Annotated in this window: 17 protein-coding genes and 1 other RNA gene; 10 read left to right on the forward strand and 8 right to left on the reverse strand. The window is 53.3% G+C overall.

The window, feature by feature from the left end:
• Window positions 1-92: 92 nt before the first annotated feature.
• The 5 genes from IFU29_RS09050 to IFU29_RS09070 all read left to right on the forward strand — a co-directional run bounded on the left by IFU29_RS09050 (window position 93) and on the right by IFU29_RS09070 (window position 6,318).
• Window positions 93-1,292: an efflux RND transporter periplasmic adaptor subunit gene (locus tag IFU29_RS09050; protein ID WP_191933616.1), complete on the forward strand. Its 1,200-nt coding sequence runs from the start codon at window positions 93-95 to the stop codon at window positions 1,290-1,292.
• A 16-nt stretch (window positions 1,293-1,308) separates the two neighbouring features.
• Complete coding sequence (gene acrB / locus IFU29_RS09055; protein ID WP_191933617.1) at window positions 1,309-4,461, forward strand: multidrug efflux RND transporter permease subunit AcrB; 3,153 nt, start codon at window positions 1,309-1,311, stop codon at window positions 4,459-4,461.
• 148 nt (window positions 4,462-4,609) lie between these two features.
• Complete coding sequence (locus IFU29_RS09060; protein WP_062745010.1) at window positions 4,610-4,870, forward strand: type B 50S ribosomal protein L31; 261 nt, start codon at window positions 4,610-4,612, stop codon at window positions 4,868-4,870.
• A gap of 9 nt (window positions 4,871-4,879) precedes the next feature.
• Window positions 4,880-5,023 carry a type B 50S ribosomal protein L36 gene (gene ykgO, locus IFU29_RS09065; RefSeq protein WP_062745007.1) on the forward strand — a complete coding sequence of 48 codons (144 nt, stop codon included), beginning with the start codon at window positions 4,880-4,882 and terminating at the stop codon, window positions 5,021-5,023.
• Window positions 5,024-5,286: 263 nt separating this feature from the next.
• The gene (locus tag IFU29_RS09070) at window positions 5,287-6,318 is read left to right on the forward strand and encodes a hypothetical protein (protein ID WP_191933618.1); all 1,032 of its coding nucleotides are present in this window, start codon (window positions 5,287-5,289) and stop codon (window positions 6,316-6,318) included.
• 44 nt (window positions 6,319-6,362) lie between these two features.
• Here the strand turns inward: IFU29_RS09070 and IFU29_RS09075 are convergent, their stop codons facing one another.
• From IFU29_RS09075 to IFU29_RS22650, 4 genes are read right to left on the reverse strand one after another with little or no spacing between them, the layout of a single operon-like run.
• Window positions 6,363-7,241, reverse strand: coding sequence for a metal ABC transporter substrate-binding protein (locus tag IFU29_RS09075; protein WP_191933619.1), 879 nt, complete (start codon window positions 7,239-7,241; stop codon window positions 6,363-6,365).
• The gene (locus IFU29_RS09080; RefSeq protein WP_191933620.1) at window positions 7,238-8,107 is read right to left on the reverse strand and encodes a metal ABC transporter permease; all 870 of its coding nucleotides are present in this window, start codon (window positions 8,105-8,107) and stop codon (window positions 7,238-7,240) included. The genes IFU29_RS09075 and IFU29_RS09080 overlap by 4 nt, the downstream gene beginning before the upstream one ends.
• Window positions 8,104-8,793, reverse strand: a complete 690-nt coding sequence (locus tag IFU29_RS09085; protein ID WP_191933621.1) for a metal ABC transporter ATP-binding protein — start codon at window positions 8,791-8,793, stop codon at window positions 8,104-8,106. Before IFU29_RS09085 ends, IFU29_RS09080 begins: the two co-directional genes overlap by 4 nt.
• On the reverse strand, window positions 8,793-8,918 hold the full coding sequence (locus tag IFU29_RS22650; RefSeq protein WP_274604285.1) for a hypothetical protein: 126 nt from the start codon (window positions 8,916-8,918) through the stop codon (window positions 8,793-8,795). The genes IFU29_RS09085 and IFU29_RS22650 overlap by 1 nt, the downstream gene beginning before the upstream one ends.
• A 288-nt stretch (window positions 8,919-9,206) precedes the next feature.
• On the opposite strand from IFU29_RS22650, the gene IFU29_RS09090 reads away from it, so the two are divergent.
• The 3 genes from IFU29_RS09090 (at window position 9,207) to IFU29_RS09100 (ending at window position 10,336) form a co-directional block, all read left to right on the forward strand.
• Window positions 9,207-9,560 (forward strand): hypothetical protein, encoded by a 354-nt coding sequence (locus tag IFU29_RS09090; protein WP_191933622.1) that lies wholly within the window; start codon window positions 9,207-9,209, stop codon window positions 9,558-9,560.
• A gap of 147 nt (window positions 9,561-9,707) precedes the next feature.
• Window positions 9,708-10,088 (forward strand): Hha toxicity modulator TomB, encoded by a 381-nt coding sequence (gene tomB, locus IFU29_RS09095; RefSeq protein WP_191933623.1) that lies wholly within the window; start codon window positions 9,708-9,710, stop codon window positions 10,086-10,088.
• Window positions 10,089-10,117: 29 nt separating this feature from the next.
• A complete protein-coding gene (locus IFU29_RS09100; protein ID WP_004156337.1) occupies window positions 10,118-10,336 on the forward strand; it encodes an HHA domain-containing protein in 219 nt (72 codons plus the stop codon).
• A gap of 67 nt (window positions 10,337-10,403) precedes the next feature.
• Here IFU29_RS09100 and ffs read toward each other — a convergent pair.
• An RNA gene (gene ffs, locus IFU29_RS09105) (signal recognition particle sRNA small type) lies at window positions 10,404-10,500 on the reverse strand.
• 133 nt (window positions 10,501-10,633) lie between these two features.
• Between ffs and IFU29_RS09110 the strand changes: the two genes are divergently transcribed.
• Window positions 10,634-10,948, forward strand: a complete 315-nt coding sequence (locus tag IFU29_RS09110) for an MGMT family protein (RefSeq protein WP_191933624.1) — start codon at window positions 10,634-10,636, stop codon at window positions 10,946-10,948.
• 27 nt (window positions 10,949-10,975) lie between these two features.
• Here the strand turns inward: IFU29_RS09110 and IFU29_RS09115 are convergent, their stop codons facing one another.
• A complete protein-coding gene (locus tag IFU29_RS09115) occupies window positions 10,976-11,533 on the reverse strand; it encodes a YbaY family lipoprotein (protein WP_191933625.1) in 558 nt (185 codons plus the stop codon).
• Window positions 11,534-11,760: 227 nt separating this feature from the next.
• Here IFU29_RS09115 and tesB point away from each other — a divergent pair, with 227 nt between their 5' ends.
• On the forward strand, window positions 11,761-12,621 hold the full coding sequence (gene tesB, locus IFU29_RS09120) for an acyl-CoA thioesterase II (protein ID WP_191933626.1): 861 nt from the start codon (window positions 11,761-11,763) through the stop codon (window positions 12,619-12,621).
• A gap of 81 nt (window positions 12,622-12,702) precedes the next feature.
• Here tesB and amtB read toward each other — a convergent pair whose 3' ends face one another.
• Both amtB and glnK read right to left on the reverse strand, forming a co-directional pair.
• Window positions 12,703-14,004: an ammonium transporter AmtB gene (amtB, locus tag IFU29_RS09125; RefSeq protein ID WP_191933627.1), complete on the reverse strand. Its 1,302-nt coding sequence runs from the start codon at window positions 14,002-14,004 to the stop codon at window positions 12,703-12,705.
• Between the two features lie 19 nt (window positions 14,005-14,023).
• Window positions 14,024-14,362, reverse strand: coding sequence for a P-II family nitrogen regulator (gene glnK, locus IFU29_RS09130; protein WP_007886947.1), 339 nt, complete (start codon window positions 14,360-14,362; stop codon window positions 14,024-14,026).
• Between the last annotated feature and the right edge of the window lie 41 nt (window positions 14,363-14,403).

Raw genomic sequence — 14,403 nt, forward strand, 5'->3', positions numbered from 1 at the left:
GTACCATAGCACGACCATAATTTAAACGCAGCAATGGGTTTATGGGTTTGTGATCCATTGAACAATCGATATCGGACACTCGAGGTTTATTTATGAACAAAAACAGAGGGTTAACGCCTCTGGCGGCCGTTCTGATGCTTTCAGGAAGCTTAGTGCTAGCGGGATGTGATAACAAAGATTCGCAGCAGGCCGGGCAGCAACAGGCACCTGAAGTGGGCATCAAAACGTTGAAAAGCGCCCCACTTAAAATTACTACCGACCTGCCAGGTCGTACCTCATCGTTCCGAATTGCAGAAGTTCGCCCACAGGTCTCAGGCATTATTCTGAAACGCAACTTTGTTGAAGGAAGTGATATTAAGGCGGGCGAATCCTTATATCAGATCGACCCGGCGACCTATCAGGCATCCTATAACAGTGCGAAAGGTGATCTGGCGCAGGCACAGGCGAATGCGCAAATCGCTGCATTAACCGTTAAGCGCTACAAGCCCCTGCTGGGCACCAAGTACATCAGCCAGCAGGACTATGACACCGCCATGTCTACCCAGGGTCAGACCGCGGCAGCCGTCCAGGTTGCTCAGGCCGCAGTAGAAACGGCACGCATCAACCTCGCCTATACCCGCGTGACCTCGCCTATCAGCGGACGCATTGGTAAATCCTCGGTGACAGAAGGTGCACTGGTCGCCAGCGGGCAAACCACAGCGCTGGCAACCGTACAACAGCTGGACCCTATCTACGTGGATGTCACTCAGTCCAGCGAAGACTTCATGCGCCTGCGCAATGAGCTCAACTCCGGCAAGCTTCAGCAGACTGACGGCAAAGCGGAAGTGAAACTCCTGATGCAGAATGGTAGCGAATACGCACAGAGCGGAACATTAGAATTCTCTGATGTCACCGTGGATGAAACCACAGGTTCCATCACGCTGCGTGCCGTGTTCCCTAACCCGGATCACAGCCTGCTGCCTGGCATGTTCGTGCGTGCCCGACTGGATGAAGGTACCAATCCGAATGCACTGCTGGTTCCTCAGCAGGGTGTCACCCGTACGCCAACCGGTCAGGCGACCGCTATGGTCGTGGGCGCGGATAACAAGGTTGAAGTCCGCACGCTGAAAGCCGATCAGGCATTCGGTGATAAGTGGCTGGTAACGGAAGGTCTTAAAGATGGCGACCGTGTGATTGTGACCGGTCTGCAACGCGTGAAACCTGGTGCAGCGGTAACGCCTCAGGAAGTCAGCGATGACAGCGCCAAAGCAGGTACCGAGTCTCAGGCGAAGTCTGAACAACCGAAGTCTTAACAGGAGCCACTGAGACATGGCTAAGTTTTTTATCGATCGCCCCATCTTTGCCTGGGTAATCGCCATCATCATTATGTTGGCGGGTGCGCTGTCGATTCTTAAACTGCCGATCGAGCAATATCCTAACGTTGCTCCAACGGCCATTGAGATCACAGCAACCTACCCAGGTGCTGATGCGAAAACGCTGCAGGACTCCGTCACGCAGGTTATCGAACAAAATATGAACGGCATCGACGGCCTGATGTACATGGGTTCAAGCAGCGACTCCTCCGGGACGCTGCAGCTGACCCTGACATTTGAGTCGGGTACGGATGCTGACATCGCCCAGGTGCAGGTGCAGAACAAACTGCAACTGGCGATGCCGCTGCTGCCTCAGGAAGTGCAACAACAGGGGATTAAAGTTCAAAAATCCTCCAGTAGCTTCCTGATGGTCGCCGGCTTCATTAATGACAACGGCACCATGACGCAGAACGATCTCTCTGACTATGTCGGGTCGAATATTAAAGACCCTATCAGTCGAGTATCCGGCGTTGGTGATACCCAGCTGTTCGGTGCGCAGTACGCTATGCGTATCTGGATGGATCCTCATAAGCTTAACAACTACGCGCTGACGCCTGTTGATGTTATTAGCGCCATTAATACCCAGAACGCCCAGGTTGCAGCGGGTCAGCTCGGTGGTTCACCTCCGGTGCAGGGCCAGCAGCTTAACGCCTCCATCATTGCGCAGACGCGTCTGACCTCGGCTGAAGAGTTCGGCAAGATCCTGCTGAAGGTTAACAGCGACGGTTCACGCGTTCGTCTGAGCGACGTGGCACACATTGAGCTGGGTGGGGAAAACTACGAGATCATTGCCCGCTATAATGGTCAGCCGGCTTCCGGGCTGGGGATCAAACTCGCCACCGGTGCTAACGCGCTGGACACGGCGGCCGCAGTAAAAGCCGAATTGACCAAGCTGGAACCGTTCTTCCCTTCCGGGATGAAAGTGGTTTACCCGTACGACACCACGCCGTTCGTTAAAATTTCTATTAACGAAGTGGTAAAAACGCTGGTAGAAGCCATCGTGCTGGTGTTCCTGGTCATGTATCTGTTCCTGCAAAACTTCCGCGCAACGCTGATCCCCACGATCGCCGTTCCGGTGGTGTTGCTGGGGACCTTTGCCATTATCAGTGCCTTCGGGTATTCGATAAACACGCTGACGATGTTCGGGATGGTGCTTGCCATCGGCCTGCTGGTGGATGACGCCATCGTGGTGGTAGAAAACGTCGAGCGTGTGATGGCCGAAGAGGGCCTGCCGCCGAAGGAAGCCACCCGTAAATCGATGGATCAGATTCAGGGCGCCCTGGTGGGGATTGCTCTGGTCCTGTCGGCGGTATTTATCCCGATGGCCTTCTTCGGGGGTTCAACCGGCGTTATCTACCGTCAGTTCTCGATTACCATTGTATCTGCAATGGTGCTGTCGGTGGTGGTTGCGCTGATCCTGACCCCGGCACTGTGTGCCACGATGCTGAAACCGATTGCGAAAGGCGATCACGGTAAAACAACCGGTTTCTTTGGCTGGTTCAACCGCCTGTTTGACAAAAGCACCAATCACTACACCGACAGCGTAGGTCACATTGTACGCAGTACCGGTCGTTACCTGGTGATTTACCTGCTGATTGTCGTGGGAATGGCCTTCCTGTTCCTGCGCCTGCCGACCTCCTTCCTGCCGGAAGAAGATCAGGGTGTGTTCCTGACTATGGCCCAGCTTCCTGCCGGTGCCACTCAGGAACGTACTCAGAAGGTGCTGGATGAGGTGACGGATTACTATCTCACTAAAGAAAAAGCCACTGTGAACTCCGTGTTTACGGTTAACGGCTTTGGCTTTGCGGGTCGTGGTCAGAACACCGGTCTTGCCTTCGTCAGCCTGAAGCCGTGGGATGAACGCCCGGGTGCGGATAATAAGGTTCCAGCAATTGCCGGACGGGCAATGGGGGCACTGTCAGCGATTAAAGATGCGATGGTGATCCCGTTCAACCTGCCAGCGATTGTCGAACTGGGTCAGGCTACCGGCTTCGACTTCCAGCTGATCGATCAGGGTGGCCTTGGCCATGAACAACTGACTGCCGCGCGTAACCAGCTGCTGGGTATGATTGCCCAACATCCGGACGTGCTGGTCGGTGTTCGCCCTAACGGTCTGGAAGATACCCCTCAGTTTAAACTGAACATCGATCAGGAAAAAGCACAGGCGCTGGGGGTATCGCTGTCTGATATCAACACCACGCTGGCAGCGGCCTGGGGCGGCTCCTACGTCAATGACTTCATTGACCGTGGCCGCGTGAAGAAAGTGTACGTGATGGGTGATGCACCTTATCGTATGCTGCCTGGCGATATCGGTAACTGGTATGTGCGCTCTTCCAGCGGCGAGATGGTCTCCTTTGATGCCTTCGCATCTGCCAACTGGGTGTACGGTTCGCCACGTCTGGAACGTTATAACGGCCTGCCGTCAATGGAGCTGTTAGGACAACCGGCTCCGGGTAAAAGCTCCGGTGAAGCGATGGATCTGATGCAGGATCTGGCCTCGAAGCTGCCAACCGGTATTGGCTATGACTGGACGGGGATGTCATACCAGGAACGTTTGTCTGGTAATCAGGCTCCGGCACTGTATGCCATCTCGCTGATTGTCGTGTTCCTGTGTCTGGCTGCGCTGTACGAGAGCTGGTCGATTCCGTTCTCGGTTATGCTGGTGGTTCCATTGGGTGTGGTCGGGGCGCTGATCTTCACCACCCTTCGCGGACTGAGCAATGACGTTTACTTCGTCGTGGGGCTGTTGACAACCATAGGGTTGTCGGCGAAGAACGCCATCCTGATCGTCGAGTTCGCTAAAGACCTGATGGAAAAAGAAGGCAAAGGACTGGTTGAGGCCACCCTGGATGCGGTACGTATGCGTTTACGTCCGATTCTGATGACCTCTCTGGCCTTTATCCTCGGTGTTCTGCCGCTGGCAATCAGTAGTGGTGCGGGCTCCGGCGCTCAGAACGCCGTCGGTACTGGCGTCATGGGCGGTATGGTGACGGCAACCGTACTGGCTATCTTCTTTGTTCCTGTGTTCTTTGTGGTGGTACGCCGCCGCTTCAGTAAGAACAAAGAGGAGCTGGAACACAGCCATCCTGTTGATACCCATCATCACTGATCAACACTGAGTTGATTTGATTAAAAGGCCACCTCCGGGTGGCCTTTTTTTTGTTTATCTACCTTCCCCCTGCCCCTTCTGCAGTTGCAATTTGAAAATCAGCGGCGCATACTATTGTTATAGTATAACATTACATTTGAGGTCGATAATGAAACAGGGCATTCATCCTGCCTACCGCCAGGTGGTTTTCCATGACACCACGGCTGATGCTTACTTTGTGGTGGGTTCCACCATCAAAACTGACCGTACGATTGAACATGAAGGTAAACAGATGCCGTATGTCCTGCTGGACGTCTCTTCTGCCTCACATGTTTATTACACCGGTAAACAGAAAGAATTTGCTAAAGAAGGCAGCGCCGCACGCTTCAGCCAGCGTTTCGGCGGTTTTCTTGGCGCGATGAAAAAATAAGGAGTCATCATGCAGGTATTAAGCTCACTGGCTTCGGCTAAAAAACGCCATAAAGACTGCAAGATCGTTCGCCGCCATGGCCGCGTCTTTGTTATTTGTAAAAGCAACCCCCGCTTTAAAGCCGTGCAGGGGACGGGGGGGAAAAAACGCTGATCGCCGCCGCTGGCGGTGACTGTAAAAGGGATAGCGCAAGCTATCCCTTTTTTTTCCATTTTTTCACTGCGCATCTTGCTGGTTTTAAAAAATCATGATGACTTCCAGAGAGTTATTGAAAGCCATATTACCCCAACCCTTCCTTCGTGGCGGCTACCGGCACATTAAGTCAATAAAAAAACATCAAAATCAGTAGCTTAAAAAAGCAAATAAAGAATCAGACATTCGTGATGTTACGGTTAAAAATTTAATAGGGATATCAAATGAAACGTTCAACATTGGCTCTATTATGCACGTGCGCGATCTATTCTGTTGCAGGCCATGCCACGCCCATCCAGCTTTCGGCGTACAGCAACCTGCCGAAAGACACCGAAGTAAATGGCTTTCACGGTACGCTGTTTTATAGCGATACGGGCACGGTCAGCGGTTTGGACCTGCCTGTTCTCGGTTACGACCAGCTCGACCAGCTCAACGGCCTCCAGCTTGGCGCGATCGCGGGATCTCATATTCGTTATGGCATCAATGGTGCTGCTATCAGCCTGTTTAACTGGCACGGCGGTGAGGACCAGGGTTTTAACCTCGGCGTGATCAACCGGGTCGGCGATCTGTACGGAGCAAACGTCGGGATTTACAGTGAGGCGAAGAGCGTTACCGGGGTTAACCTGGGGGCGATCGCCGCCACGGGGAACGTGAACGGGGTGAATGTGGGCGCTATCGCTAATTACACCACCGGACAGGTAAATGGTGTCAATGTGGCCCCTTTTAACTGGACCCAGCAGGATACAGCGGGGGTCAATGTCAGCGTGCTGAACCACTCTGGCAACGTAAACGGCGTGAATATCGGTGCGTTGGGTAACTGGAGTGAGGGCGATATCACCGGCTTTAACCTTGGCCTCGTCAACGTTGCTGGCAAGGTCACCGGGGCCAATCTGGCACCGTTTAATTATTCTGGTGATATCACAGGGGCTAACATTGGCCTGGTCAGCATGACGCATAATGTCACGGGGATGAATCTGGGCGCGGTCAATATTGCCAGCGATGTGGAAGGGGCCAATCTGGGGGTCGTCAACGTCTCTCACCATGTTAACGGGCTTAACTTCGGTGCGGTAAATGTTTCCACCGGGGAAAGCGGTACCGATATTGGTGCTTTCAACTATGCCGATACCACTTCCTTTCAGTTTGGTCTGATTAATGCCACTCAGCATCTTGAAGGCCTGCAGATTGGGGTGATCAATATCGCCGCCAATGCCGCCGTACCGGTTCTTCCGCTGGTGAACTACCACCGCACCTTCTGATTGCCAGCCCCCTATCTGTGCCGGGGGCTGTCAGTAAAACGTCGTTACTTCATACTGCTGACCATCGCATTCACATTGTGTTTGAAGGCGTTGATATAGCTGTCAGCGGCCCCCCCGCGCGCCGTTAATGCTTCCGGATACAGTTCCCCTCCGGAGGTGGCGCCACCGGAAGCAGCGATTTGCTGAACCAGCCGCGGATCCGTCTGGTTTTCAATAAAGTACGCATGGATTTTCTCATGTTTTAACTGGGTGATCAGTGCCGCGACGTCTGAGGCACTGGCCTCAGATTCGGTTGAAAAACCGACCGGGGAAAGAAATTTCACACCGTAGCGCTGACCGAAGTAGCCAAAGGCATCATGACTGGTCAGCACTTTACGTTTTTCCACCGGGATAACGCTGAATGCCTTCTGCGCCCAGCTATCCAGCTGCTTCAGCTGTTGAATATACGCACCGCCGTGCTGGCGGAAGTAGTCCGCATCCTGCGGATCGGCCGCGATTAGCGCGTTCATTACGTTCGTGGCATAAGTCACGCCGTTCTGCATGCTGTTCCAGGCATGGGGGTCGGTAATGGTCTTACCGTCTTCTTCCATGGTGCGGGTATTAATGCCGCTGGAAGCCACAACCGTCTGCCCCTGATAACCGGATGCCGAAATCAGGCGGTCCATCCACCCTTCCATACCCAGTCCGCTGACGAAAACAACATCAGCATGGGCCAGCGCCTGGCTGTCTTTCGGCGTAGGTTCAAAGCTGTGCGGATCGCCATTTGGCCCGACCAGACTTTTCACCTCCACATGCTCACCGCCGATATTCTTTACGATGTCAGCCAGCACCGTAAAGCTGGCTACCGCTTCCACGGTCTTCGCCATCACCATCGGGGTAGCCAGCAATGCTGACAGTGCCAGCGCTACAGGTAATTTTTTCATTTTGACTCCTTTGCCATAGACAATGTTTTGCGTCCGGCAAAAATGCCGCCGCAAGGCCCGATTAAAATAGAAATAAAAAATAAAATTGCAGCACTGAGCACCACCGCCGGCCCGGCAGGTAATGAGAGATAAAAGGAAGCACAGAGGCCGCTGATGCTGGCAGTGGTCGCCAGGATCATCGCCGCCGCCAGCGTGCCGGAAAGATGGCGGCTCCAGAAACGTGCGCTGGCTGCCGGCAGCATCATCAGCCCGACGCTCATCAGCGTGCCGAGAACCTGAAACCCGGCGACCAGATTCACTACGACCAGCACGAGAAAAATGCCGTGCACCAGCGGGGAGGTCCAGCGGTTCTGGGCACGTAAAAAAGTCGGGTCAAAGGCATCAATGACCAGCGGTCGGTAGATAAAGGCGAAAACCAGTAAAGACAGGCTGCTGATGGCACTGACCAGCACAATAGAGGGGATATCGACCGCCAGCAGCGATCCAAACAGAACGTGCAGCAGATCCACGCTGGAACCGCGTAATGAGACCAGGGTGACCCCTAGTGCCAGCGAACCGAGATAGAAACCCGCAAAACTGGCATCTTCACGCAGGGGCGTATAGCGGCTTACCGCGCCCGACAGCAGGGCAACCGTCAACCCGGCAATCGCCCCGCCAATGCCCATCGCCACCAGTGAGAGTCCGGAAAGCAGATAGCCAATGGCGGCACCGGGCAGCACTGCATGCGATAACGCATCGCCGACCAGACTCATGCGACGCAGCAGAAGAAAGACCCCCAGCGGCGTGGCACTGAGCGACAACGCCACACAGGCGATCAGCGCGCGGCGCATAAAACCAAACTCAATAAAAGGGTGTATCAGCATCATACCCCGCCCCCGGCACTGCGCCCGAAATTTAGCCCGGTCACACCGCAGTCGCGGCACGACCATTCACTGTGCTGCTCCTTCAGGCGTAATATTTGTGGGAAATGCTGGGCCACCGTTGCCATATCATGCAGAACCACAATTAAGGTGCATCCCGCCCGATGACGCTCTGCCAGCAGGGCCAGCAGCAGCTCGGTGGTATCGCTGTCCACGCCGGTGAAGGGTTCATCCAGCAGCAGCAGTTCGGCATCCTGTATAAGCAGACGCGCAAATAACACGCGCTGTAGCTGTCCGCCCGACAGCGTGCCGGGAGCGGCATCGGCATACGGCAGCATGTTGACGCGCTCCAGCGCCACCAGCGCCTCTTTTCTCTGCCGCTTTGAGATGCCGCGCAGCCAGCCACAGCGCCGCCAGAATCCCATAGCGACCAGGTCAAATACCGTGAGTGGAAAGCTTTTCTCAATCTCAGAGTGCTGCGGCAGCCAGGCCACCGCCGGGCGCGGAAGGGAGTAAGTAAAGGTGCCCCCAACGGCAGGCAACATCCCGCACAGCGTTTTCAGCAATGTCGACTTACCGCAGCCGTTAGCGCCCACTAAAGCCGTCATGCTGCCCCGGGTAAATTCCCCGAAAAGCGGAGGGGTAACCGCATGATGCTGGTAGCCGACCACCAGTTGGTTTAACTGGATCATCAGTTCGCCGCCCACACTGTGAGCATGACCAGCAGTATCACCAGAATGGCAGTCAGCCCTACGCGCACCCATGCCGGGCAAGTCAGTAGCGTACCGAAGCGTAAAAAAAAGGGAGAGGTGTTCATGATGAAACCATTTAATATGTTATAACATAACAATTAAAGTATCGTAAAACGCTCGTTAACGGTAAAGCAAAAATGTATCCAGGTATTTCATGAGGTAGCGGGTCTGGTGCCGATTTTTATATAAATAAAATTCAACAAGTCATTAGGTGTGTGACCAAAAACGCATTTCGGGTAAAAATAATCGACAGACAAATCATCACGATAGGCTACACTACTTTTAGCAGGTGACGTTATTAAGCGTCTTAAGCAGGGGGCCTGATTAGTAAAAATTAACTCTGTGAGGAAAAAATGCGCAAAACAATAACCATAAAATATCGTCAAACGTCCCCTGACCAACTAGAATTAACACATGAGATCCAACAGATAATTCCCAAAATAGAAGATCACCTTGTGGGTTCTCTGGAATGGTATTCACAAAATGCGCGATATGTTCCCGACAGCATCAGAATTATTTCCCTGGAACATTTGCAACAATCGCGTTATAAACTTAACTACAGCTTCCGCTGGAACGTGTTCAATGCCTGTCTCGATATAGACGCATTTGAAACAACACACCAGTCGGTCAATTTTAGCTATCTTCCTGAGGCCCTGGTGTTTGATTTCATTGATAACGATCGTGATTCAATGTCAGACGAATTGTAATATTGGGTCAGAAGTAGAACGGTTAATTTAAATTAAGTTATATTTTGTATAGATGTTCATAGTTGAGTTGTATTTATCACTTCCTGGCACACTCTGTTTAAAAGTGCGGTCATATGGCACGTTTCGCAAGCTATGGAGGGGAAAAAGATGGACGAATACTCACCGAGAAGGCATGATATTGCCCAGCTTAAATTCTTATGTGAAAGCCTGTACGACGAAAGTATGGCGACATTAGGCGATAGCCATCACGGCTGGGTTAACGATCCCACTTCTGTTGCCAATTTGCAGCTTAATGACCTGATTGAGCATATTGCAGCCTTCACGATGAATTACAAAATTAAGCACATCGAGGATAGTGATCTGATAAGTCAGATCGATGAATACCTTGATGACACTTTTATGCTGTTTAGTAATTACGGCATTAATGTTCAGGACCTACAGCGCTGGCAGAAATCAGCAAAGCGGCTGTTCAACATTTTTGCAGAAGAGTGTGCAACAGGCCGTATACACGCCAGCCATTCCTTTTAGCAACCCATTACTCTTTCTACGGTTTAATAATGACAGACAAACTTTTAACGAAAACTGATTATCTTATGCGCCTCAGACGTTGTCGTTCAATCGACACGCTTGAACGTGTAATCGAAAAGAACAAATACGAGTTATCTGACGACGAACTGGCAGTATTCTATTCGGCTGCGGATCACCGCCTGGCTGAACTGACAATGAATAAGCTGTATGACAAAGTGCCTGTCGCCGTATGGAAGTTTGTGCGCTAATGAATGTGTAACTGAATGCAGAGAAGATGAGAAACGTGTGAGGGCAGAGCGCAGAATTGGGTGGGGGCCCTGCCAGCTACATCCCGGCACACGCGTCATCTGTTACGGCTGCTTCCTTCCGGATCTGACCGAGTTCACAAATTAGCATTGCGGGAGAACCAACCGGGCCCCCATTGATTGCCCTGGATAACCAGAGCGCAGGCATTATCAATGATGCCCCTGGCAATTGCAAGCCACGCCTCGATGACCGTTGGTTTCTTGCACGATTAGCCGCATATTTCCCCGGTATGGACGACCATGACAATTGAACATGACAGCTTCCGGCAGCGCATCTATCAGATAGTGGCCGCTATTCCTTATGGTTCCGTCGCCACCTACGGTGACATCGCCCTGCTGGCAGGCTCCCCTCGCGCGGCCCGACAGGTCGGCGGAGTGCTGAAGCGTCTGCCAGAAGGCAGCAAACTGCCCTGGCATCGGGTCATCAATCGTAAGGGCAGCATCTCTCTGGCGGGTGACGATCTCAACAGGCAGCGTAACGCTCTGCTCAGTGAAGGGATTGTGGTATCAGTGGAAGGTCATATCGATCTTAAACGTTACCGCTGGCAGCCATAAAAAACGCCCCTGACGGGGCGTTTTTTATTACAGAGACGTCGGTGCCGGAACGGCTGAGGACGGTGAGACCTGCGTCGGTGAGGTTGATGGCACCGTGGTCGCTGCCCCGCCCTGCGTTGGCATGGCCATTGACGGCACCGGTACCAGCGTCAGATCCTGTTCAGTACCGCCCGTCGTCACGACCTGCTTAACCGTATCGGTGATAAACAGCATTTTGCCGTCTACCGTCACCGCTGCGCTTAACAGAATACGTGCATTTGGCTGAACATCTGCCGGGTTGAAAGGCAGGGTAAATTTGAACGGGGCCTGTTTGCCTTCAGTGCGCACGGCACGCTGCGACAGCACTTTAGACGGTGCATCGGCCAGAGAGGCATCAGACAGGGTTACGGTCAGCACGGCATCCGGTGGCAGTGCCACTTTCTGACGGATCCATACCGTCCCGCTCACATTAGGCTGCTTAATCACCGCCTGCTGTCCATTCACCTGGGAACCCAGGGTTGGCGTCGGCACATCTTTGCTTTTATCAGCACAGCCTGAAATGGCTACAGCCAGCGCCGCACTACTTAATACATGCCAGTATTTCATTGATAGTTTCTCCTTCCGATCAACGCTTACGGCCATCACTTCGCCGCAAAAAAGACAGTTCTCTACTGCCTGGGTAGATTTAATTCTGGCACAAGTTCCTGATTTTTTCCTGGAACCCCTGATAATCTGCTTTTGACTCCCGCCTCCACAGATCGCATAAACAGACGTTGACGCTAACTGGTCGGATCTCGCAAACTGGAAAAGGAAAAATTATTGAGGAACCGCATATGGGCCAGGCGCTGCAAAATTTGTTAAACCTGCTGGATTTGGAAACACTGGAAGAGGGTCTGTTCCGTGGTCAAAGTGAAGATCTGGGCCTGCGTCAGGTTTTTGGCGGACAGGTGGTCGGTCAGGCGCTGTATGCGGCAAAACAGACGGTGCCGCAGGAACGGATTATTCACTCCTTCCACAGCTACTTTCTGCGTCCTGGCGATAGTCAGAAAGCCATTATTTATGATGTTGAAAACCTGCGTGATGGTCAGAGCTTCAGTGCCCGCCGCGTCAAAGCCGTACAGAACGGCAAACCTATTTTTTACATGACCGCCTCCTTCCAGGGGCCTGAAAGCGGTTTCGAACATCAAAAGCGCATGCCTGACGCCCCCGGCCCGGACAATCTGCCTAATGAGACGGACATAGCCCGCCAGCTGGCGCACTATCTTCCGGAAAAAGCGCGCGATAAGTTTTTATCTGAAAAACCCTTCGAGATCCGCCCTGTCGAGTTCCATAACCCGTTAAAGGGCCATGTCAGTGAACCGGCGCGGTACACCTGGCTGCGGGCGAACGGCACCATGCCAGAGGATAAACGCATCCATCAGTATCTGCTGGGTTATGCTTCTGATTTCAACTTTCTGCCCGTCTCGCTGCAGCCGCACGGTAAAGGCTTCCTGGAGCCGGGAATGCAGGTAGCCACAATAGATCACTCTATGTGGTTCCACCGCCCTTTCGACCTGAATGAATGGCTGCTGTACAGCGTAGAAAGCACCTCTGCCTCCAGTGCCCGCGGCTTTGTTCGCGGTGAGTTCTGGAACCAGCAGGGCGTCCTCGTCGCATCTACCGTTCAGGAAGGCGTGATCCGCCAGCGTTCTTAACCGGCCCCATAAAAAAAGCGGGCCTGATGGCCCGCTTTTTGTTCGGTTTGCTGCACACTGCCTTTTCAGGCTGACAGCCGCTTACTGGTTGTAAGCATTCTCGCCGTGGCTGTTGACGTCCAGACCTTCACGTTCGTGCTCTTCCGGCACACGCAGACCAACAATCATATCCGCCACTTTAAAGCCGATGAACGCCACTACCGCCGTCCAGACGATCGTCAGACCCACGCTGAACAGCTGGACCCAGACCTGGTGCCCCATGGTCACGCCTTCTGCGTAGCCTACGCCGCCCAGGGAAGAGGAGGCGAAGATACCGGTCAGGATGCAGCCAACGATGCCGCACACGCCGTGAACACCGAAGACATCGCAGGGATCGTCAACCCGCAGCCATTTTTTCAGAATGGTGACGCCCCAGAGACCGGCGAGCCCCCCGACCAGACCAATAATCAGTGCTCCGCCTACGCCCACATAGCCACAGGCTGGCGTGATGGCGACCAGACCGGCAATCACACCCGAGCTGACGCCCAGCAGAGAAGGCTTACCGCGCAGGGCCCACTCACCGAAGGTCCAGCTCAACATCGCTCCCGCTGTCGCAATCACGGTGTTGAGGAATGCCAGACCGGCAATTTCGTTCGCTGCACTGGCTGAGCCTGCGTTGAAGCCGAACCAGCCAAAGTAGAGTATCGCGGTGCCGGTGAAGACCATCGGCAGGTTGTGAGGTTTGAATGCCTCTTTACCAAAGCCGGCGCGTTTACCGACCAGGTAAGCCCCGACCAGGCCTGCAACCGCCGCATTAATGTGCACCACCGTACCGCCCGCAAAGTCCAGTGCGCCATCCTGAGCCAGGAAGCCGCCCGCCCATACCATATGTGCAATCGGCAGATAGGCAAAGGTCAGCCAGATGACAACAAAAATCAGCAAGGCAGAGAAACGAATACGCTCGGCGATGGCACCGACAATCAGGCCCACGGTGATGCAGGCGAAAGAGGCCTGGAAGGCGACGTGGATATACTGGTAGTAAGATCCCATCACGGCAGTCGGTGAGATATTTTTCAGCATCGCCCAGTTAAAGTTACCGAAGAAGGCATTGCCTTCGCTGAACGCCAGCGAATAGCCATACACCATCCACAGTACACAGACCATGGCGAAGGTCATTGCCACCTGGGTCAGCATCGACAACACGTTTTTAGCGCGGATCAGGCCGCCGTAAAACAGGGCAATGCCGGGGATTGTCATAAACAGCACCAGCGCGGTGCAGATCATCATAAAGGCGTTGTCAGCTTTATCCGCGACCGCAGGCGCAGCGGCCATTGCCAGCGACGGTAAAAAAGCAGCACCGGCGAGGCCTAACTTAGCGAGTTTTTTCATTTTATCCCATCCCATCACAATTCTGAGCCCCGAATTACAGTGCTGCTTCGTCAGTTTCGCCGGTGCGAATACGGATGACCCGTTGCAGTTCTGCAACAAAGATCTTCCCGTCACCAATTTTGCCTGTATAGGCCGCTTTGCTAATGACATCAACCACTTCATCAAGCTGGTCGTCTGCAATCGCAATATCAATTTTTACTTTTGGCAGGAAGTTCACGCTGTATTCAGCACCGCGATACAGTTCTGCATGGCCTTTCTGACGGCCGAAGCCTTTCACTTCAGTGACAGTGAGACCCTGAATGCCGATTGACGACAGTGCTTCTCGCACGTCTTCCAGTTTGAACGGTTTGATTACCACGGTAACCAGCTTCATACGATCCCCTCCAGTAAAAAAAATAGGTTGTTTCAGCGACA

Source organism: Erwinia persicina (genome assembly GCF_014838825.1).
GTDB classification, from domain to species: Bacteria; Pseudomonadota; Gammaproteobacteria; order Enterobacterales; family Enterobacteriaceae; genus Erwinia; species Erwinia persicina_A.

What these genes read in the sequence shown, in the direction of transcription:
- tesB (WP_191933626.1), top strand. Translation starts at nt 11,761, where the DNA reads ATGGGCCAGGCGCTGCAAAATTTGTTAAACCTGCTGGATTTGGAAACA.
- IFU29_RS09050 (WP_191933616.1), top strand. Translation starts at nt 93, where the DNA reads ATGAACAAAAACAGAGGGTTAACGCCTCTGGCGGCCGTTCTGATGCTT.
- IFU29_RS09075 (WP_191933619.1), bottom strand. Translation starts at nt 7,241, where the DNA reads ATGAAAAAATTACCTGTAGCGCTGGCACTGTCAGCATTGCTGGCTACC.
- IFU29_RS09090 (WP_191933622.1), top strand. Translation starts at nt 9,207, where the DNA reads ATGCGCAAAACAATAACCATAAAATATCGTCAAACGTCCCCTGACCAA.
- IFU29_RS09110 (WP_191933624.1), top strand. Translation starts at nt 10,634, where the DNA reads ATGACAATTGAACATGACAGCTTCCGGCAGCGCATCTATCAGATAGTG.
- IFU29_RS09080 (WP_191933620.1), bottom strand. Translation starts at nt 8,107, where the DNA reads ATGATGCTGATACACCCTTTTATTGAGTTTGGTTTTATGCGCCGCGCG.
- ykgO (WP_062745007.1), top strand. Translation starts at nt 4,880, where the DNA reads ATGCAGGTATTAAGCTCACTGGCTTCGGCTAAAAAACGCCATAAAGAC.
- IFU29_RS09100 (WP_004156337.1), top strand. Translation starts at nt 10,118, where the DNA reads ATGACAGACAAACTTTTAACGAAAACTGATTATCTTATGCGCCTCAGA.
- IFU29_RS22650 (WP_274604285.1), bottom strand. Translation starts at nt 8,918, where the DNA reads ATGAACACCTCTCCCTTTTTTTTACGCTTCGGTACGCTACTGACTTGC.
- IFU29_RS09060 (WP_062745010.1), top strand. Translation starts at nt 4,610, where the DNA reads ATGAAACAGGGCATTCATCCTGCCTACCGCCAGGTGGTTTTCCATGAC.
- acrB (WP_191933617.1), top strand. Translation starts at nt 1,309, where the DNA reads ATGGCTAAGTTTTTTATCGATCGCCCCATCTTTGCCTGGGTAATCGCC.
- tomB (WP_191933623.1), top strand. Translation starts at nt 9,708, where the DNA reads ATGGACGAATACTCACCGAGAAGGCATGATATTGCCCAGCTTAAATTC.
- glnK (WP_007886947.1), bottom strand. Translation starts at nt 14,362, where the DNA reads ATGAAGCTGGTTACCGTGGTAATCAAACCGTTCAAACTGGAAGACGTG.
- IFU29_RS09070 (WP_191933618.1), top strand. Translation starts at nt 5,287, where the DNA reads ATGAAACGTTCAACATTGGCTCTATTATGCACGTGCGCGATCTATTCT.
- IFU29_RS09115 (WP_191933625.1), bottom strand. Translation starts at nt 11,533, where the DNA reads ATGAAATACTGGCATGTATTAAGTAGTGCGGCGCTGGCTGTAGCCATT.
- IFU29_RS09085 (WP_191933621.1), bottom strand. Translation starts at nt 8,793, where the DNA reads ATGATCCAGTTAAACCAACTGGTGGTCGGCTACCAGCATCATGCGGTT.
- amtB (WP_191933627.1), bottom strand. Translation starts at nt 14,004, where the DNA reads ATGGGATGGGATAAAATGAAAAAACTCGCTAAGTTAGGCCTCGCCGGT.